The organism is Bradyrhizobium sp. TM239 (genome assembly GCF_036247985.1).
Classification (GTDB): Bacteria; Pseudomonadota; Alphaproteobacteria; order Rhizobiales; family Xanthobacteraceae; genus Bradyrhizobium; species Bradyrhizobium ottawaense.
The window spans coordinates 15104-29903 of the sequence record NZ_BTIR01000017.1; the positions used below are offsets into that span (position 1 = coordinate 15104).

15 protein-coding genes are annotated in these 14800 nt (G+C 64.4%); 5 read left to right on the top strand and 10 right to left on the bottom strand.

The window, feature by feature from the left end; all coding sequences use genetic code 11:
* Positions 1-7: 7 nt before the first annotated feature.
* Entirely contained in the window at positions 8-379 is a 372-nt protein-coding gene (locus AABA84_RS25610; RefSeq protein WP_212245446.1) for a CsbD family protein, read from the bottom strand.
* A gap of 130 nt (positions 380-509) precedes the next feature.
* A complete protein-coding gene (locus tag AABA84_RS25615; protein WP_212245448.1) occupies positions 510-1247 on the bottom strand; it encodes an SDR family NAD(P)-dependent oxidoreductase in 738 nt (245 codons plus the stop codon).
* Positions 1248-1344: 97 nt separating this feature from the next.
* Between AABA84_RS25615 and AABA84_RS25620 the strand changes: the two genes are divergently transcribed.
* Together AABA84_RS25620 and AABA84_RS25625 are read left to right on the top strand one after the other, a co-directional pair.
* Positions 1345-2124: an SDR family NAD(P)-dependent oxidoreductase gene (locus AABA84_RS25620; protein WP_212245450.1), complete on the top strand. Its 780-nt coding sequence runs from the start codon at positions 1345-1347 to the stop codon at positions 2122-2124.
* Positions 2125-2320: 196 nt separating this feature from the next.
* On the top strand, positions 2321-3208 hold the full coding sequence (locus AABA84_RS25625; RefSeq protein WP_212245452.1) for a TauD/TfdA dioxygenase family protein: 888 nt from the start codon (positions 2321-2323) through the stop codon (positions 3206-3208).
* 220 nt (positions 3209-3428) lie between these two features.
* Here the strand turns inward: AABA84_RS25625 and AABA84_RS25630 are convergent, their stop codons facing one another.
* Positions 3429-4073 carry a YqgE/AlgH family protein gene (locus AABA84_RS25630; RefSeq protein ID WP_028142053.1) on the bottom strand — a complete coding sequence of 215 codons (645 nt, stop codon included), beginning with the start codon at positions 4071-4073 and terminating at the stop codon, positions 3429-3431.
* Between the two features lie 142 nt (positions 4074-4215).
* Between AABA84_RS25630 and AABA84_RS25635 the strand changes: the two genes are divergently transcribed.
* The 3 genes from AABA84_RS25635 to AABA84_RS25645 all read left to right on the top strand — a co-directional run bounded on the left by AABA84_RS25635 (position 4216) and on the right by AABA84_RS25645 (position 8121).
* Positions 4216-5055 (top strand): protein-disulfide reductase DsbD domain-containing protein, encoded by an 840-nt coding sequence (locus tag AABA84_RS25635; RefSeq protein ID WP_212245454.1) that lies wholly within the window; start codon positions 4216-4218, stop codon positions 5053-5055.
* Between the two features lie 675 nt (positions 5056-5730).
* Entirely contained in the window at positions 5731-7098 is a 1368-nt protein-coding gene (locus tag AABA84_RS25640; protein WP_433960964.1) for a flippase, read from the top strand.
* Positions 7099-7296: 198 nt separating this feature from the next.
* Positions 7297-8121: a sulfite exporter TauE/SafE family protein gene (locus AABA84_RS25645; RefSeq protein ID WP_212245458.1), complete on the top strand. Its 825-nt coding sequence runs from the start codon at positions 7297-7299 to the stop codon at positions 8119-8121.
* Between the two features lie 140 nt (positions 8122-8261).
* Here AABA84_RS25645 and AABA84_RS25650 read toward each other — a convergent pair whose 3' ends face one another.
* The 7 genes from AABA84_RS25650 to AABA84_RS25680 all read right to left on the bottom strand — a co-directional run bounded on the left by AABA84_RS25650 (position 8262) and on the right by AABA84_RS25680 (position 14745).
* Positions 8262-9050 (bottom strand): 3-hydroxybutyrate dehydrogenase, encoded by a 789-nt coding sequence (locus AABA84_RS25650; protein ID WP_028142057.1) that lies wholly within the window; start codon positions 9048-9050, stop codon positions 8262-8264.
* 1 nt (position 9051) lies between these two features.
* Complete coding sequence (locus tag AABA84_RS25655) at positions 9052-10227, bottom strand: DUF3734 domain-containing protein (protein WP_212245460.1); 1176 nt, start codon at positions 10225-10227, stop codon at positions 9052-9054.
* A gap of 78 nt (positions 10228-10305) precedes the next feature.
* Positions 10306-10809, bottom strand: a complete 504-nt coding sequence (locus AABA84_RS25660) for a CAP domain-containing protein (protein WP_018318739.1) — start codon at positions 10807-10809, stop codon at positions 10306-10308.
* A gap of 90 nt (positions 10810-10899) precedes the next feature.
* Entirely contained in the window at positions 10900-11937 is a 1038-nt protein-coding gene (locus AABA84_RS25665; protein WP_338305639.1) for a sulfate/molybdate ABC transporter ATP-binding protein, read from the bottom strand.
* Complete coding sequence (gene cysW / locus AABA84_RS25670) at positions 11927-12850, bottom strand: sulfate ABC transporter permease subunit CysW (protein ID WP_212245464.1); 924 nt, start codon at positions 12848-12850, stop codon at positions 11927-11929. The genes AABA84_RS25665 and cysW overlap by 11 nt, the downstream gene beginning before the upstream one ends.
* 9 nt (positions 12851-12859) lie before the next feature.
* The gene (gene cysT / locus AABA84_RS25675; RefSeq protein ID WP_212245466.1) at positions 12860-13696 is read right to left on the bottom strand and encodes a sulfate ABC transporter permease subunit CysT; all 837 of its coding nucleotides are present in this window, start codon (positions 13694-13696) and stop codon (positions 12860-12862) included.
* 35 nt (positions 13697-13731) lie between these two features.
* A complete protein-coding gene (locus tag AABA84_RS25680) occupies positions 13732-14745 on the bottom strand; it encodes a sulfate ABC transporter substrate-binding protein (protein WP_283814234.1) in 1014 nt (337 codons plus the stop codon).
* Positions 14746-14800 lie beyond the last annotated feature (55 nt).

The window sequence follows — 14800 nt, forward strand, 5'->3', positions numbered from 1 at the left end:
ACTAGCCTTAATAGCGCCAGCGCGACGGCGGGGGACGACGCGCGGGGCGCGACATCAGAAGCGCGAGCGCGAAGCCAATGCCGCCGGCGACCATCAGCGCGCCGAGCGGATTGTCCTGCACTTTCTTCGACAATGCTTGCGTACCGTCGCGAAAAGTTTCGCCGCTGTGGTCGTAGGCGTCCTTGGCGTAGTCGGCCGCAGTCTCGCCGGCCTCGCGGACGGCATCCTTGGCCTGGCCATAGAGATTCTGCACCGTACCCGCAGCTTCCCGCGCCTTGCCCGACGCCTGCGTCTTCGCATCGCCCGCCACGTCTCCGATCGCGCCTTCCGCGCGTCCGGCATATTCCTTGGCCGATCCAACAATCCGATCCGTGTCCATGATGATCCTCCTCGGTGGTCAGCCGAAGTAACCGATCAGGCGCGACGCAGTTCCAAGTGTTTGCGAAAGTGTAGTCCGTACGAAGGTGTGCAGCCCTGATGGAGCGCAGCGCGATCCGGGCAAGGAGCAGCTACAGGATCAGCCCGCCATCGACGACCAGCGTCTGTCCGACGATGTAGGACGACAGTGGCGAGGCCAGGAACAGGGCCGCCCCCGCCATGTCGGCCGGCGTCCCCAGGCGCCGCAGCGGAATGCGTGATAGTGCGCCTTCGAGCCGCTTGGGATTGTCGGTCGTCACCTTCGTCATCTTGGTGTCGACGAGTCCCGGCGCGATGCCGTTGACGCGGATGCCATCCTCCGCCCAGGCCTCGCCCAACGTCCGCGTCAATCCGACCGCACCCGTCTTCGACGCGTTGTAGGCGGGATTGCCCATGGTGGAATGATAGGCCGCGGTCGACGACACCATGATCAGCGACCCCCTGGAATCCCGCAACATGGAATGAAATCGCGTCGCACAGGCCATCAGGCTCATCAAATTGACCTCGACCACCTTGCGGAATCCGCTCATCTCGAACTCGCCGCGGCGATAGAGCACCGCGCCCTGCGCCAGCACGAGCACGTCGAGCCGCTCGAAGGAGGGCTTGAACGCTTCGATCGCACTGGGATTGCTGACGTCGAGCTGCGCATAAGACAGGCCCGCGAGATCAGAACCTTCCTCGATCGAATAATCCTTCGGCTGCGCACGCGTGCCGCAAACCGCGACATGCGCGCCCCTCGCGCGAAATGCTTGCGCGATGCCGTTGCCGATACCGCTGGAACCGCCGACCACCAGCACCTGCCTGCCTGAGAAATCGAGCTCGTTCGCCATCGCGGCCTCCCCTTTTGTCTTGCTTGTTTGACCTGTCTGCGGATCGATGCCAGCCTTGTCAATCATAACAAGAACAAGCAGGGCGCGAGGAAACAGCATGTCCGAGTTCAAACGGCTCAGCCGGTCCGTCAAGGGCCTGACCGTTCTCGTCACCGGCGCGGCCAGCGGCATGGGACGCGCGACCGCGCACGTGTTCGCCGCAGAGGGCGCGAACGTTGCCGTCACCGACTATGACGAGCAAGGTGCGCTCGCCGTCGCGGAGGAGATCGCGGCGAGCGGCGGTTCGGCGAAAGCCTGGAAGCTCGACGTCGCCGAGGCCGGCGAGATCAAGCGCGTGGTGAACGATGTCGCGGCACATTTCGGCGGGCTCGATATCATCGTCAACAATGCCGGCATCTCCGTACGCGTCGCGATCGACGACGAGGCCTATGAGGATTCCTGGGCCAAAGGCATCGCCGTGATGCTGACCGCGCATCCGCGCATCATCCGCGCCGCGCTGCCTTACCTGCGCAAATCGAAGAACCCGCGCATCGTCAACATCGCCTCGACCGAGGCACTCGGCGCCACCGCATTGCACAGCCCCTATTCGGCAGCAAAGGGCGGCGTGGCGAGCCTCACCCGCTCGCTCGCCGTCGAGCTCGGCCGCGAGGGCATCACCGTCAACTGCATCTGCCCGGGTCCGATCCGCACCGCGATCACCGACCGCATCTCGGAGGAGCACAAGACGATCTACGCCAAGCGCCGCACGGCGCTCGGCCGTTACGGCGATCCCGAGGAGGTCGCGCATATGACGCTGAGCCTGTGCCTGCCGGCGGCGTCCTTCCTCACCGGCGCGGTGATCCCGGTCGACGGCGGGTTGATGGCGCGGAATGCGTAGTATGGGAGCGTAGCCTGGATGGAGCGCAGCGTAATCCGGGGTTCTCACCTCGCGGAAAGACCTCCCCGGATTACGCTACGCTCCATCCGGGCTACGGGCAGCCATGCGTGCCGAGCGTTGACAAGTACGAGCGTGCGAGTAGCTTTTTCGCTGACAGAGCGGGACCAACCGCTCGCACATGCGGGAGAAAACGCCAATGACGATCGCCATCCGGCAGCTTCACAAGCATTTTGTCGGCGAGGTTTCCGGCCTCGATTTGCGAAAGCCTCTGACCGAGGTCGAGGCGCGCGAGGTCGAGGCCGCCATGGACAAATACGCAGTGCTGGTTTTCCACGGCCAGGACATCACCGACGAGCAGCAGATGGCTTTTGCGCTGAACTTTGGTCAGCGTGAGGATGCGCGTGGCGGCAACATTACCAAGGCCAGCGAATACCGCCTCAACTCGGGCTTGAACGATGTTTCAAACCTCGGCAAGGACGGCAAGCCGCTGCCGAAGGACAGCCGCGCCAATCTGTTCAATCTCGGCAATTGCCTGTGGCACTCCGACAGCTCGTTCCGTCCGATCCCTGCAAAATTCTCGCTGCTGTCGGCCCGCGTGGTGAACCCGAAGGGCGGCAACACCGAATTCGCCGACATGCGCGCCGCCTATGATGCGCTCGACGACGACACCAAGGCGGAGATCGACGATCTCGTCTGCGAGCACTCGCTGATGTATTCGCGGGGATCGCTCGGCTTCACCGAATACACCGACGACGAGAAGGAGATGTTCAAGCCGGTGCTGCAAAGGCTGGTGCGGACGCACCCCGTGCACCGCCGCAAGTCGCTGTATCTCTCATCCCATGCCGGCAAGGTCGTCGGCATGAGCGTGCCCGAGGGCCGGCTGTTGCTGCGCGACCTCAACGAGCACGCAACGCAAGCCGAGTTCGTCTACGTCCATAAATGGACGCTGCATGACCTCGTGATGTGGGACAACCGCCAGACCATGCACCGTGTCCGCCGCTACGACCAGTCGCAGCCTCGCGACATGCGCCGCGCGACGGTGGCGGGGACAGAGCCGACGGTGCAGCAGCAGGCGGCGGAGTAGGCGCGGCAACCTCCGCTGTCGTCCCGGACGAGCGAAGCGAAGATCCGGGACCCATAACCACAGGGCGTGGTTTGGCGAAGACTCGGAGTGACCGGCCTGCCTCAAACTTCACGCTGGGAGTATGGGTCCCGGACCTACGCGCGCTTGAGGCGCGCTTGTCCGGGACGACAGCAGAGAGGATGCACGACAGCGTCGTATGTCGCGGTAGCGACTATAGTAGCTACGCGTGCCCCGCTTCGTTCGACAGCATCCCTGGATCGATGCCGATCTTGCGCAGGGCGCGGCCGTACTTGTCGTCGACGTCGTCACCGAAGATCAGATCCGCATCCGCATCGCAATGCAGCCAGCCGTTGCTCTGGATCTCGGTCTCGAGCTGGCCCGGCGCCCAGCCGGCATAGCCGAGCGCGAGAATGGCATGCTTGGGGCCGGAGCCGTTGGCGATCGCGCGCAGGATGTCGACGGTCGCGGTGAGGCAGACGCCGTCGTCGATCCGCAGCGTCGCGTTCTCGATGTAGAAGTCGCTGGAATGCAACACGAAGCCGCGCCCGGTGTCGACCGGGCCGCCGCGCAGCACCTTCATGCTTTCGGCATTCTCCGGCAGCTTGATGTGCTCGCCCTTTTTGATGATGCCGAGCTGCTGCAAGAGTTCGGGAAAGTCGATGCTGCCGGCCGGGTGGTTCACGATGATGCCCATCGCTCCCTCCGCCGAATGGGCGCAGAGATAGATCACCGAGCGTTCGAAGCGGGAATCGCCCATCACCGGCATCGCGATCAAGAGCCGGCCGTCGAGATAACCGGCCGAATTAGGGAGCACGGGTCCCGCGCTGCGGGTGCTTTCGCCCGTCCTCTTGCCTGTGGGAGCCATCGGTTAAGCACTCCGGTTTCAATTCCTATCCTGATGTCGGGCCGGGCCGCTGTCAAATCAAGGCTTGCAGAGACTTGATTGAAGTGCATCCATCACAAGCAATTCAATGGTTTGCCTCAGGGCGACCCTGTAAAGACGTGCCATGCTCACAAGAGTTCCCCTGCGTGCGGCGATTGGCGTCGCGACAACCCTGTTTGCGTCGTCGCTGGCCATCGTGGCCCGGGCCGATGACGCTTCGCCGTGGCAGCGCGACGGACATTCCGCGGTGCGGCTATTGGCGGGATCGCGCAGCGGCGCCGTCCTGCTCGGCGGTATCGCCATCCAGCTCCAGCAGGGGTGGAAGACCTATTGGCGCTCCCCCGGCGATTCCGGTGTCCCGCCGCGGTTCGATTTTTCCAAGTCGGACAATGTCGAGGCGGTGACGGTGATGTGGCCTGCGCCGCTGAAATTCAACGACGGCGCCGGCGGCCATTCGATCGGCTATCACAACCAGATCGTGCTGCCCCTGCGCATCGTCGCCAAGGCGGCCGACAAGCCCGTGACCCTGCGCGCAGAGATCAATTACGCGGTATGCGAAAAACTCTGCATTCCGGTCGAGGCCAGCGCCGAGCTCGGCTTCAACAGCGTGGCCTCGACCGAGGATGCCAATCTTCGTGCTGCCCTCGACACCGTACCGAAGCCCGCCAATATCGGCGATCCCAATCCGCTCACCATCCGCGACGTCAAGCGCGACGGCGCCACCAAGGTGACGGTCGACGTGGTCACGCCGGATGCGCGCGACGTCAATCTGTTCGTGGAAGGTCCGACGCCCGACTGGGCGCTGCCGATTCCGGCTCCGGTCGAGCAGAGCTCGCCAGGGGTGAAGCGATTTTCGTTCGAGCTCGACGGCCTGCCGCCTGGCGCCAAGCCGGACGGGGCAGCGCTGAAGTTCACGCTGGTCGGGCCGGAGAAGTCGTACGAGTTCAATACCAATCTGCAATAGCTCGCGATCGACGAAGGGGCGCCGCGGGCGGCGCTCCCTCATTCCCGCGGCCCCGTCCGGCAATGCGCCACGCGCAAGATCGGCCGAGGCCTGTCAGGACGCGGGGCAAACCTTCGAGAGCTGTTTTTCCCTCAGCTTGTTCGTACAATATGCGCTGCAGCGTTGACCGCCGACCTTCATGCAATACGCCACGCACTTCTCGTAAGAGCATCCCCACGCATCCGCCCGCGCAGGCGCCATGGCAAAGAGGCCGGTGCCGGCAATTGCGGTGAGAACGGCCATGCACATCATCAATCGAGTCATTATTCGCTCCTGCTGAAAGTGACGCTCAACGCGGCCGTCCCGCCGAAACCGCGAGATGGTCCGCCACCAGCCCGCATAGGGCAAAAATTCCATGCGCAAGCAGCTGCTTGCACAAATTCCAAGTGAATCCACTATGTGGGCATCATAGTTTGAAGAAGTTCGGGCGGCCACTCCCCAAACTGGCCGGATGAAAATTCCCCAGATCACTTGGCAAGGTCGCAACAGCGCCGGTGCCTTCGGCAAACCAAGTGATGTCCGCCTCCACGTGCCGGCCTTTGAAGCCGCCGGAGGCGGCCCAACCGAATCTTAAGGAATGGTTGCTAATTCCCAGGCCTGCCGCAGCATGCGCGTGCGCCCTGGGGACCGTTCGAATTGGCCGTGATGGATGCAGAACCCGCAACGAGCGGACCGGCCGGGCTGATCGCGCGGCTGCGGGCCAGGCTGACGGGCGGGTCGAGCGAGGCGTCGCTGACGCGGCGGCTGGCCGGCACGATCTTCATCATCCGGGTCATCAGCGCGGGCCTTGCCTATTTCTCGCAGGTCCTGCTCGCGCGCTGGATGGGCACCTCCGACTACGGCATCTACGTCTATGTCTGGACCTGGGTGCTGCTGCTCGGCAGCATGATGGATTTCGGCATCTCGGCCTCGGCGCAGAAGATCATTCCGGAGTATCGCACCAGCGGCGAGCATGCGCTGCTGCGCGGCTTCCTCTCCGGCAGCCGCTGGCTGACCTTCGCGGTGTCCACGCTGGTCTCGCTCGCGCTCGCCGGCATCGTCAAATTGCTATCGCCCTGGATCGATCCGGCCGAGGTGATGCCGCTCTATATCGGCTGCATGACGCTGCCCGCCTTCGTCGTCGCCAACACCCAGGACGGCATCGCGCGCTCGCATGACTGGATGCAGCTCGGCTTGATGCCGCAATTCATCATCCGTCAGGGGCTGATCATCGGCATCACCGCCAGCGCCTTCCTGCTCGGCTATCACCTCGGCGCGGTCGCCGCGATGGTCGCGAGCGCCGGCGCGGTGTGGATCGCGATGACCGGGCAGATGATGGTGCTGAACCGCAAGCTCGCCGATCATATCGCGCCCGGCCCCAAGACCTATGACATCCGCGGCTGGCTTGCCGTCTCGCTGCCGATCCTGCTGGTCGAGAGCTTCTACCTGCTGCTGTCCTACACCGACGTGCTGGTGCTGCAGCAGTTCCGCCCCTCCGACGAGGTCGGCGTCTATTTCGCGGTGGTGAAGACGCTGGCGCTGGTCTCGTTCATCCACTACGCGATGTCGGCGACCACGGCGCATCGCTTCGCCGAATACAACGCCAGCGGCGACAAGGCGCGCCTGTCGGCCTATGTCGCGCATGCCATCAACTGGACGTTCTGGCCGTCGCTGGCGGCGACCATCGTGCTGCTCGCGCTCGGCAAGCCGCTGCTCTGGCTGTTCGGGCCGCAATTCGTGGTCGGCTACGACATCATGTTCGTCGCAGCGATCGGGCTCGTGGTGCGCTCCGCGATCGGACCGGTCGAGCGGCTGCTCAACATGCTCGGTCAGCAGAAGATCTGCGCGCTCGCTTATGCATTGGCCTTCGGGATGAACCTCGTGCTCTGCATCGCACTCGTGCCGCGCTACGGCGGCCACGGCGCCGCGGCCGCGACCTCGATCTCGCTCACCTTCGAGACGGTGCTGCTGTTCTGGATCGTGCGGCAGCGGTTGGGGCTGCACGTGCTGGCGTTTGGTAAATAGGTACTACGGCGCCATCCTTGCTCACTCCCCGTGGGGGAACGACTGTTTCGCAGCGCGCCTCGGAACAACTGGAAACGCCTCTCCATTTCCGCCGCGCAGCACAATTTTTCTTATTCCGCCCAAGCGGTTGCGTCCCAGGGAAAGTTTATTCTACGTCGTATTGCCCAACCGACGAGATCAACCTAAGATTCTCCAGACATGATCGATCCACTCTACGTCGCCTCCGGTTTCGGCGTCGGCCTGCTCGTCGGGATGACCGGCGTGGGCGGCGGTTCCCTGATGACGCCGCTGCTGATCCTGCTGTTCGGTGTTCATCCCTCCACCGCGGTCGGCACCGATCTGCTCTATGCCGCCGCCACCAAGACCGGCGGCAGCGTGGTGCATGGCTGGTCGCGCAGCGTCCACTGGCCGGCGGTGCTGCGGCTCGCCTGCGGCAGCATTCCCGCGAGCGCAGTGACGCTGCTGGTGCTGTGGAAGCTCGACCTCAGAAGCGATTCCGAGCGCAGCCTCGTCAATCTCGTGCTGTGCTTCGCCCTCCTCCTGACTGCCACCTCCCTGATCTTCCGCAGGGCGATCATGGAGCGCTATCGCCGGCGCCTCGAGCAGGTCGACGAGCGCACCACCGCGATTGCCACCGTCGTCACCGGCATCGTGCTCGGCGTGCTGGTGTCGATTTCGTCGGTCGGCGCCGGTGCGGTCGGCGTGACCGTGCTGCTGCTGCTCTACCCTCGCCTGCCCATGGCAACCATCGTCGGCTCCGACATCGCCCATGCGGTGCCGCTGACGCTGGTCGCCGGCATCGGGCACTGGGCGCTCGGCGACGTCGATTGGGCGCTGATGGGCGTGCTGCTGCTGGGCTCGCTGCCAGGCATCATCGTCGGCAGCTACAGCGCGACGCGGGTGCCCGAGACGGTGCTGCGGCTGACGCTTGCCAGCGTGCTGTTCGTGGTCGCAGGCAAGATCATGTTTGCGGAGCTGAACCTGTCGTCGGCTTTCGTGACGGCGCTGGCCTGGGGGCATTAGGCCAGACGAGGCGCCCCACTCTCGCTGTCATCGCCCGGCTTGACCGGGCGATCCAGTATTCCAGAGACAGCAGTGATAAAGTCGATAGGCCGCGGCGTACTGGATGCCCCGGTCAAGCCGGGGCATGACAGAGTGCGTGCTTACTCCGCCGTCCAGCCACCGTCGATCGAGAGATTGGTGCCGGTGATCTGGGCGGCATCATCGCCGCACAGGAACAGCGCCAATGCGGCGACCTGCTCGGACGTCACGAACTCCTTGGTCGGCTGCGCGTCGAGCAGAACGTCGTTGATGACCTGCTCGCGCGTCAGATTGCGCGCCTTCATCGTGTCGGGGATCTGCCTCTCCACCAGCGGCGTCCAGACGTAGCCGGGGCTGATGCAGTTGCAGGTGATCTTGTGGGTCGCGACCTCCAGCGCCACGGTCTTGGTCAGGCCTGCGATGCCGTGCTTGGCCGAGACGTAGGCCGACTTGAAGGGCGAGGCGACCAGCGAATGCGCCGATGCCGTGTTGATGATGCGGCCCCAGCCTTTCTTCTTCATGCCGGGCACGGCGGCACGGATGGCGTGGAAGGCGGAGGACAGGTTGATGGCGATGATCTGGTCCCACTTCTCGAGCGGAAACTCCTCGATCGGCGAGACGAACTGGATGCCGGCATTGTTGACGAGGATGTCGACTGAACCAAAGGTCTTCTCGCCGAGCGCGATCATGCCGGCGATCTCGGCCGGCTTGGTCATGTCGGCGGGCGAATAGATCGCCTTCACCTTGAAGTCCGCCTCGATCTTCGCGCGCTCCTTCTCAATGTCCTCCGGCGTGCCGAAGCCGTTGATGACGACATTGGCGCCGGCGGCGGCGAAGGCGCGTGCGTAGGCGAGCCCGATGCCGCTGGTGGACCCGGTCACGACGGCATTCTTGCCTGACAGACTACCCATTCTATTCGCTCCTTTTTGCCGGGGGCGCGGTGACGTCCCCCGTGAGATCGTAAGTCACCATGGTCTCGCCGGACTGCGGCCGCTCGAGCCAGTCCTTGTGGCGCATCGACAGATGCACGTCGTGCACGCCGGCCTCCCAATGCTCGACCATGGCGACGTGCGAGAAGTCGTAATCCTTGGACGAGGATTCGTAGTTCTTGCTGCGGTAGATCAGATGCACGACGGTGACGGTGCTTTCGCGCGACACCTTCGCCAGGAATTCGACGGAAGGATCGTTCTTGAGATAGTCCGGCAATTTGCCGATCAGGTCGCGCACGGCCCTGCGGGCGTTGTGCAACTGCTTGTTCTTGTCGGTGTTCATCCGCGTCCGGCTGGAGAAGCGGATGTCCTTCTCGCGCTCGGTGGCCTCCAGCAGCGAATTCGGCAGATCGCCGCGGGCGGAGAACAGGTCGACCTGGAAGATCAGCATATCGCGATCGACCTCGGCATCGAGCACGTAGTCGAGCGGGGTGTTGGAAGCGATGCCGCCGTCCCAGTAATGCTCGCCCTCGATAATCACGGAGGGAAAGCCGGGCGGCAGCGCGCCGGAGGCCATGATGTGCTCGGGGCCGATGGTCTTGCCGAGCTTCTTGAACTCGTAATTGTCGAAATATTTGAAGTTGCCGGAGGTGACGCCGACTGCGCCGACCGACAGGCGCGTCTTCAGGTCATTGATGCGGTCGAAATCGACCAGACGCTCCAGCGTCTTCTTCAGCGGCGCGGTGTCGTAATAGCTCTCGGCCTGCGGGCTGCCGGGCGGCCAGAGCGGCGCCGGCGGAATCCGCGGGGTGAAGAAGCCGGGTACGCCGAAGGTCGCGATCAGCGCGGCACTGGTCGAATTGAACAGCTCGCGGCTGTGGTCGCTCTTGCCGATCGGTTTCCACGGCACCGGCGCGGAGACCATCTCCCAGAATTCCTTGAGCCGCTTGACGCGCGTCGGGCCCTCGTTGCCGGCGATGATGGCGGCGTTGACCGCGCCGATCGAGATGCCGGCGACCCATTCCGGCTCGAAGCCGTGGCCGCACAGCGCCTGATAGGCGCCGGCCTGATAGGAGCCAAGCGCGCCGCCGCCCTGGAGGACCAGGACGCGTTGCGCATTCGCGGGGATGCTGGCGGATTCCGGGCTACGATCGGTCATACAGGAACAATAGCAAAAGGCGCGCCACCGTGGCGACCCTCCGCCGCGGCGTCAATGCATCCCGGGATCAAGTCTGGCTTATCGGGGCTCCGTGGAGGCCAGGATCATGGTCCAGAACACCTTGTATTTGGTGCCGGGAGCATAGCTCGCCGCGATGCCCAGTTTTGTGACACCGCCCTTGAGCATGTTGGCGCGGTGGGGTGGCGAGTCACGCCAGCCGGAAAACGCTTCCGCCAGCGTATGATAGCCGGCCGAGACGTTCTCGACGGCAACGGTGGCGGGATAGCCGCCGGTGGCCAGGCGCTTGGCCAGCGGCGCGCGGACGTCGTGATCCATCTTGTTGGCCGCAGCCATAGCCTGGGACTGGGATTCGGCGAGCCGCATCAGGTCGGGGTCGATGACGACGGTGCCGAGAGCGTTGTTCTGGCGGTATTGCGAGATCATGATCGCGGCCGCCTGCGCATCGAGCTTGGAGCCCGGGACCGCCATATCGGCATACATGGACGGCTGCTGGACCGGTGCCTCGTTGCCGGCGCAGCCGGCGAGCAGCAAAGTGATGAGTATTGCGGCCGCGGCGCGCATGAACAGGAGCCCCCAAATCAGGGGCCGTTGTTGCATACCAACCGTGGCTGAAAGGTGAATTTTGAGGAAAATTTGACGGATCGAGACGGCTCAGGCGCCCGCAAATATCCGGTAGCGGCGGGGCTCCAGGCCGATCGTGTCGCCGGCACGCAGTTCCCGATCTCGGGGGGCGTCGATCTCGATGGTCTCGCCGCCGAGCAAGGCAACCTCCGCGCGCTGCACGGGACCGAAATTGCGGACGTGTTGAACCGCGCCCTCGAAGGCGCCGCTGCCGGGGGGCCCGACCAGCATGTCATGTCGCCGCACGAACAGTTTTGACGCGCCAGGCGCAAGCCCGTCCGCGGCCAGGGTGAGCGGCCGGTCACCCAGCCTGATCACGCCGCCTTCGACCTGGACCGGCAGCTCGATGGACTCGCCGATGAAGCCGTGCACGAAGGCCGTCGCCGGGGTCTCGTAGACGTCATCGGGCGAGCCGATCTGCTCGATCCTGCCCTTGTCCATGACGACGACGCGGTTGGCGACTTCGAGCGCCTCCTCCTGGTCGTGGGTGACGAAGATGGAGGTGACGTTGATCTCGTGATGCAGCGAGCGCAGCCATCGGCGCAGCTCTTTCCGCACCTTGGCATCGAGCGCGCCGAAGGGCTCGTCGAGCAACAGGATGCGCGGCTCGATCGCCAGTGCGCGGGCGAGCGCAATGCGCTGGCGCTGGCCGCCGGAGAGCTGGCTCGGATAGCGGTCGGCGAGCCAGTCGAGCTGCACAAGGTCGAGCAGCTCCTTGACCCGCGCCCGGATCGCGGCTTCGTCCTTGCGCACCGCACGCGGCTGCACGCGCAGGCCGAAGGCGACGTTCTCGAACACGGTCATGTGGCGGAACAGCGCGTAATGCTGGAACACGAAGCCGACATGCCGCTCGCGCGCGCCCTGCGCCAGCGCGTCCTCGCCATTGAAGGAGACCTCGCCGGAATCAGGCCAGTCGAGGCCGGCGATGATCCGCAGCAGCGTGGTCTTGCCGGAGCCTGATGGACCGAGCAGCGCCAGCAATTCACCATTGTCGACCTTGAGGTCGACGCCGTCGAGGGCGGCAAAACTGCCGAACTTCTTGACGAGATTTTTGACTTCAATGGTCACTTGCATCGTGTCCTTCGTCGAGGTGACGTTCGAGAACCGTCTTTGCGATCAGCGTGATCAGCGCCAGCATCGCCAGCAGCGAGGCGATCGCGAAGGCGGCGACGAACTGGTATTCGTTGTAGAGAATCTCGACCAGCAGCGGCATCGTGTTGGTCTCGCCGCGGATATGGCCGGAGACGACGGAGACCGCGCCGAACTCGCCCATCGCGCGCGCATTGCAGAGCAGGACGCCGTAGAGCACGCCCCATTTGATGTTGGGCAGGGTGACGCGGAAGAAGGTCTGCAAGCCCGAAGCGCCGAGCGAAACCGCGGCCTCCTCCTCCTGCGTGCCCTGCTCCTGCATCAAGGGGATCAGCGCGCGCGCGACGAACGGGAAGGTCACGAAGGTGGTGGCGAGCGCGATGCCGGGCACGGCGAACAGGATCTGGATGTCGTGATCCCTGAGCCAGCCGCCGAAATAACCCTGCGCGCCGAACAGCAGCACGAAGACGAGGCCGGAGATCACCGGGCTGACCGAAAACGGCAGGTCGATCAGCGTGATCAGGAAGGTCTTGCCCGGGAAATCGAATTTTGCAATCGCCCAGGCAGCGACGAGGCCGAAGACAAGGTTGAGGCCGACCGAGATCGCCGCGACGATCAGGGTCAGCTTGATCGCGGACAGGGCCTCCGGCTCGGCGAGCGCGGAGAGATAGGCGAGAATCCCCTTCGAAAAGGCCTGCGCGAACACCACCACCAGCGGCAGCACGACGAAGACGGAAAGAAAGATGATCGCCAGCGCGATGATGGTGATGCGCACCGCGCGCGGCTCGGTGCGCAAATTGTCTCGCGCCGCCGCCGCATGTGCCCGGGCCTTCGCACGTGCCCTGGCGTCGGGGGCCGAAAGCGAGACGGTGTCTGCGATTTGCATCGTCATGGTTCGCCCTCAGCGCGCCGGGATCCGGCTCCGCGCCCAGCGCTGGAGCCGGTTGACGGCGAAAATGATGACGAAGGAGACGACGAGCATGACCACCGCGATGGCGGTCGCGTCGGCGTAGCGGAACTCGGACAGCCGGATCACGATCAAGAGCGGTGCGATCTCGGAGACGTTCGGCAGATTGCCGGCAATGAAGATCACCGAGCCGTATTCACCGACAGCGCGGGCGAAGGCGAGCGCGAGCCCGGTGAGCAGCGCCGGCGCAAGCGAGGGCAGGATCACGCGGATGATGGTCTGCCAGCGGCTGGCGCCCAGGCTGCCCGCGGCTTCCTCGATCTCGGGGTCGAGATCCTGCAGCACCGGCTGCACCGTGCGCACCACGAAGGGAATGCCGATGAAGATCATGGCGACGAAGATGCCGACCGGCGTGAACGCCACCTTGATGCCGAGCGCCGCGAGCGGCGCCCCCAGCCAACCCTTCTCGGCGAACAGCGCGGTCAGCGCGACGCCGGCGACCGCCGTCGGCAGCGCGAAGGGCACGTCGACGATGGCGTCGAACAGGCGGCGGCCGGGGAAGCGATAGCGCACCAGTGCCCAGACGATGATGCTGCCCATGACGAGGTTGACGCAGGCCGCCGCGAACGCGAGGCCGAAGGAAACCCGCAGGGCATTCAGGGTGCGGCGGCTGGCAAGGATATTCCAGAACTGCTCGGGGCTGAGCTCGAGCGATTTCAGGAACAGCCCGGCGAGCGGAATCAGGATGATGATCGACAGCCAGGAAAGCGTCAGTCCCATGGTGAGACCGAAGCCCGGCAATGTCCGGCGTCGTGCTGCGAGTGCGCTCACCAGGCCCCCTGCTAAAGCCCTAAGACAGCGCCAGATCAGTTCTTATAGATCTGGTCAAAGATACCGCCGTCGGCGAAATGTTCCTTCTGCGCCTTGGTCCAACCACCGAAAACGTCGTCGATCGTGAATAGTTCGACCTTTGCGAAGGCGTTTTCGTATTTTTTGGCAATCTCGGCATCGCGCGGGCGGTAGAAGTTGCGCGCGGCTATCTCCTGCCCCTCCTTGGTGTACCAGTACTGGAGGTAGGCATCGGCGGCATTGCGGGTGCCCTTTTTGTCGGCAACCTTGTCGACGATCGCGACCGGCGGCTCGGCGAGGATCGATTGTGGCGGCGCCACAATCTCGAATTTCTCCCGGCCGAATTCCTTCAGGGCGAGAAACGCCTCGTTCTCCCAGGCGAGCAGCACGTCGCCGACGCCCCGCTCGACGAAGGTCACGGTCGCGCCGCGCGCGCCGGTATCGAGCACCGGCACCTGCTGGTAGAGCTTTCCGATGAAGTCCTTGGCCTTGTCGGCGGAGCCGTATTTCTTCTGCGCAAAGCCCCAGGCCCCCAGATAATTCCAGCGCGCGCCGCCCGATGTCTTCGGGTTCGGCGTGATCACGGCAACGCCCGGCTTGATCAGATCGTCCCAGTCCTTGATCGCCTTGGGATTGCCCTTGCGCACCAGGAACACGATGGTGGAGGTGTAGGGCGACGCATTCTGCGGTAACCGCTTCTGCCAGTCCGTCGCCGTGAGGCCCTTGCCGGCGATCGCGTCGATGTCGTAGGCGAGCGCGAGCGTCACCACATCGGCCTGCAATCCGTCGATCACGGCGCGCGCCTGCGAACCGCTGCCGCCATGCGACTGCTTGATCTCGACGCTCTTGCCGGTTTCCTTCTGATAGGCATTCGCGAACGCCTTGTTGAATTCGGCATAGAGCTCGCGCGTCGGATCATACGACACGTTGAGCAGATTGATGTCAGCAGCGAGAGCCGCGCTTGCCAAGAAACCCGTCGCGAGAAGTCCTGCAGCGAGCGGAACGATACGGCGGATCATGTCCATCTCCATTCACTTCGACGACGTCAGTGTCAGCGAAGGCAGGCGAAACTCGCGGCGAAACGCG

What these genes read in the sequence shown, in the direction of transcription:
- AABA84_RS25610 (WP_212245446.1), bottom strand. Translation starts at nt 379, where the DNA reads ATGGACACGGATCGGATTGTTGGATCGGCCAAGGAATATGCCGGACGC.
- AABA84_RS25615 (WP_212245448.1), bottom strand. Translation starts at nt 1,247, where the DNA reads ATGGCGAACGAGCTCGATTTCTCAGGCAGGCAGGTGCTGGTGGTCGGC.
- AABA84_RS25620 (WP_212245450.1), top strand. Translation starts at nt 1,345, where the DNA reads ATGTCCGAGTTCAAACGGCTCAGCCGGTCCGTCAAGGGCCTGACCGTT.
- AABA84_RS25625 (WP_212245452.1), top strand. Translation starts at nt 2,321, where the DNA reads ATGACGATCGCCATCCGGCAGCTTCACAAGCATTTTGTCGGCGAGGTT.
- AABA84_RS25630 (WP_028142053.1), bottom strand. Translation starts at nt 4,073, where the DNA reads ATGGCTCCCACAGGCAAGAGGACGGGCGAAAGCACCCGCAGCGCGGGA.
- AABA84_RS25635 (WP_212245454.1), top strand. Translation starts at nt 4,216, where the DNA reads ATGCTCACAAGAGTTCCCCTGCGTGCGGCGATTGGCGTCGCGACAACC.
- AABA84_RS25645 (WP_212245458.1), top strand. Translation starts at nt 7,297, where the DNA reads ATGATCGATCCACTCTACGTCGCCTCCGGTTTCGGCGTCGGCCTGCTC.
- AABA84_RS25650 (WP_028142057.1), bottom strand. Translation starts at nt 9,050, where the DNA reads ATGGGTAGTCTGTCAGGCAAGAATGCCGTCGTGACCGGGTCCACCAGC.
- AABA84_RS25655 (WP_212245460.1), bottom strand. Translation starts at nt 10,227, where the DNA reads ATGACCGATCGTAGCCCGGAATCCGCCAGCATCCCCGCGAATGCGCAA.
- AABA84_RS25660 (WP_018318739.1), bottom strand. Translation starts at nt 10,809, where the DNA reads ATGCGCGCCGCGGCCGCAATACTCATCACTTTGCTGCTCGCCGGCTGC.
- cysW (WP_212245464.1), bottom strand. Translation starts at nt 12,850, where the DNA reads ATGACGATGCAAATCGCAGACACCGTCTCGCTTTCGGCCCCCGACGCC.
- AABA84_RS25680 (WP_283814234.1), bottom strand. Translation starts at nt 14,745, where the DNA reads ATGGAGATGGACATGATCCGCCGTATCGTTCCGCTCGCTGCAGGACTT.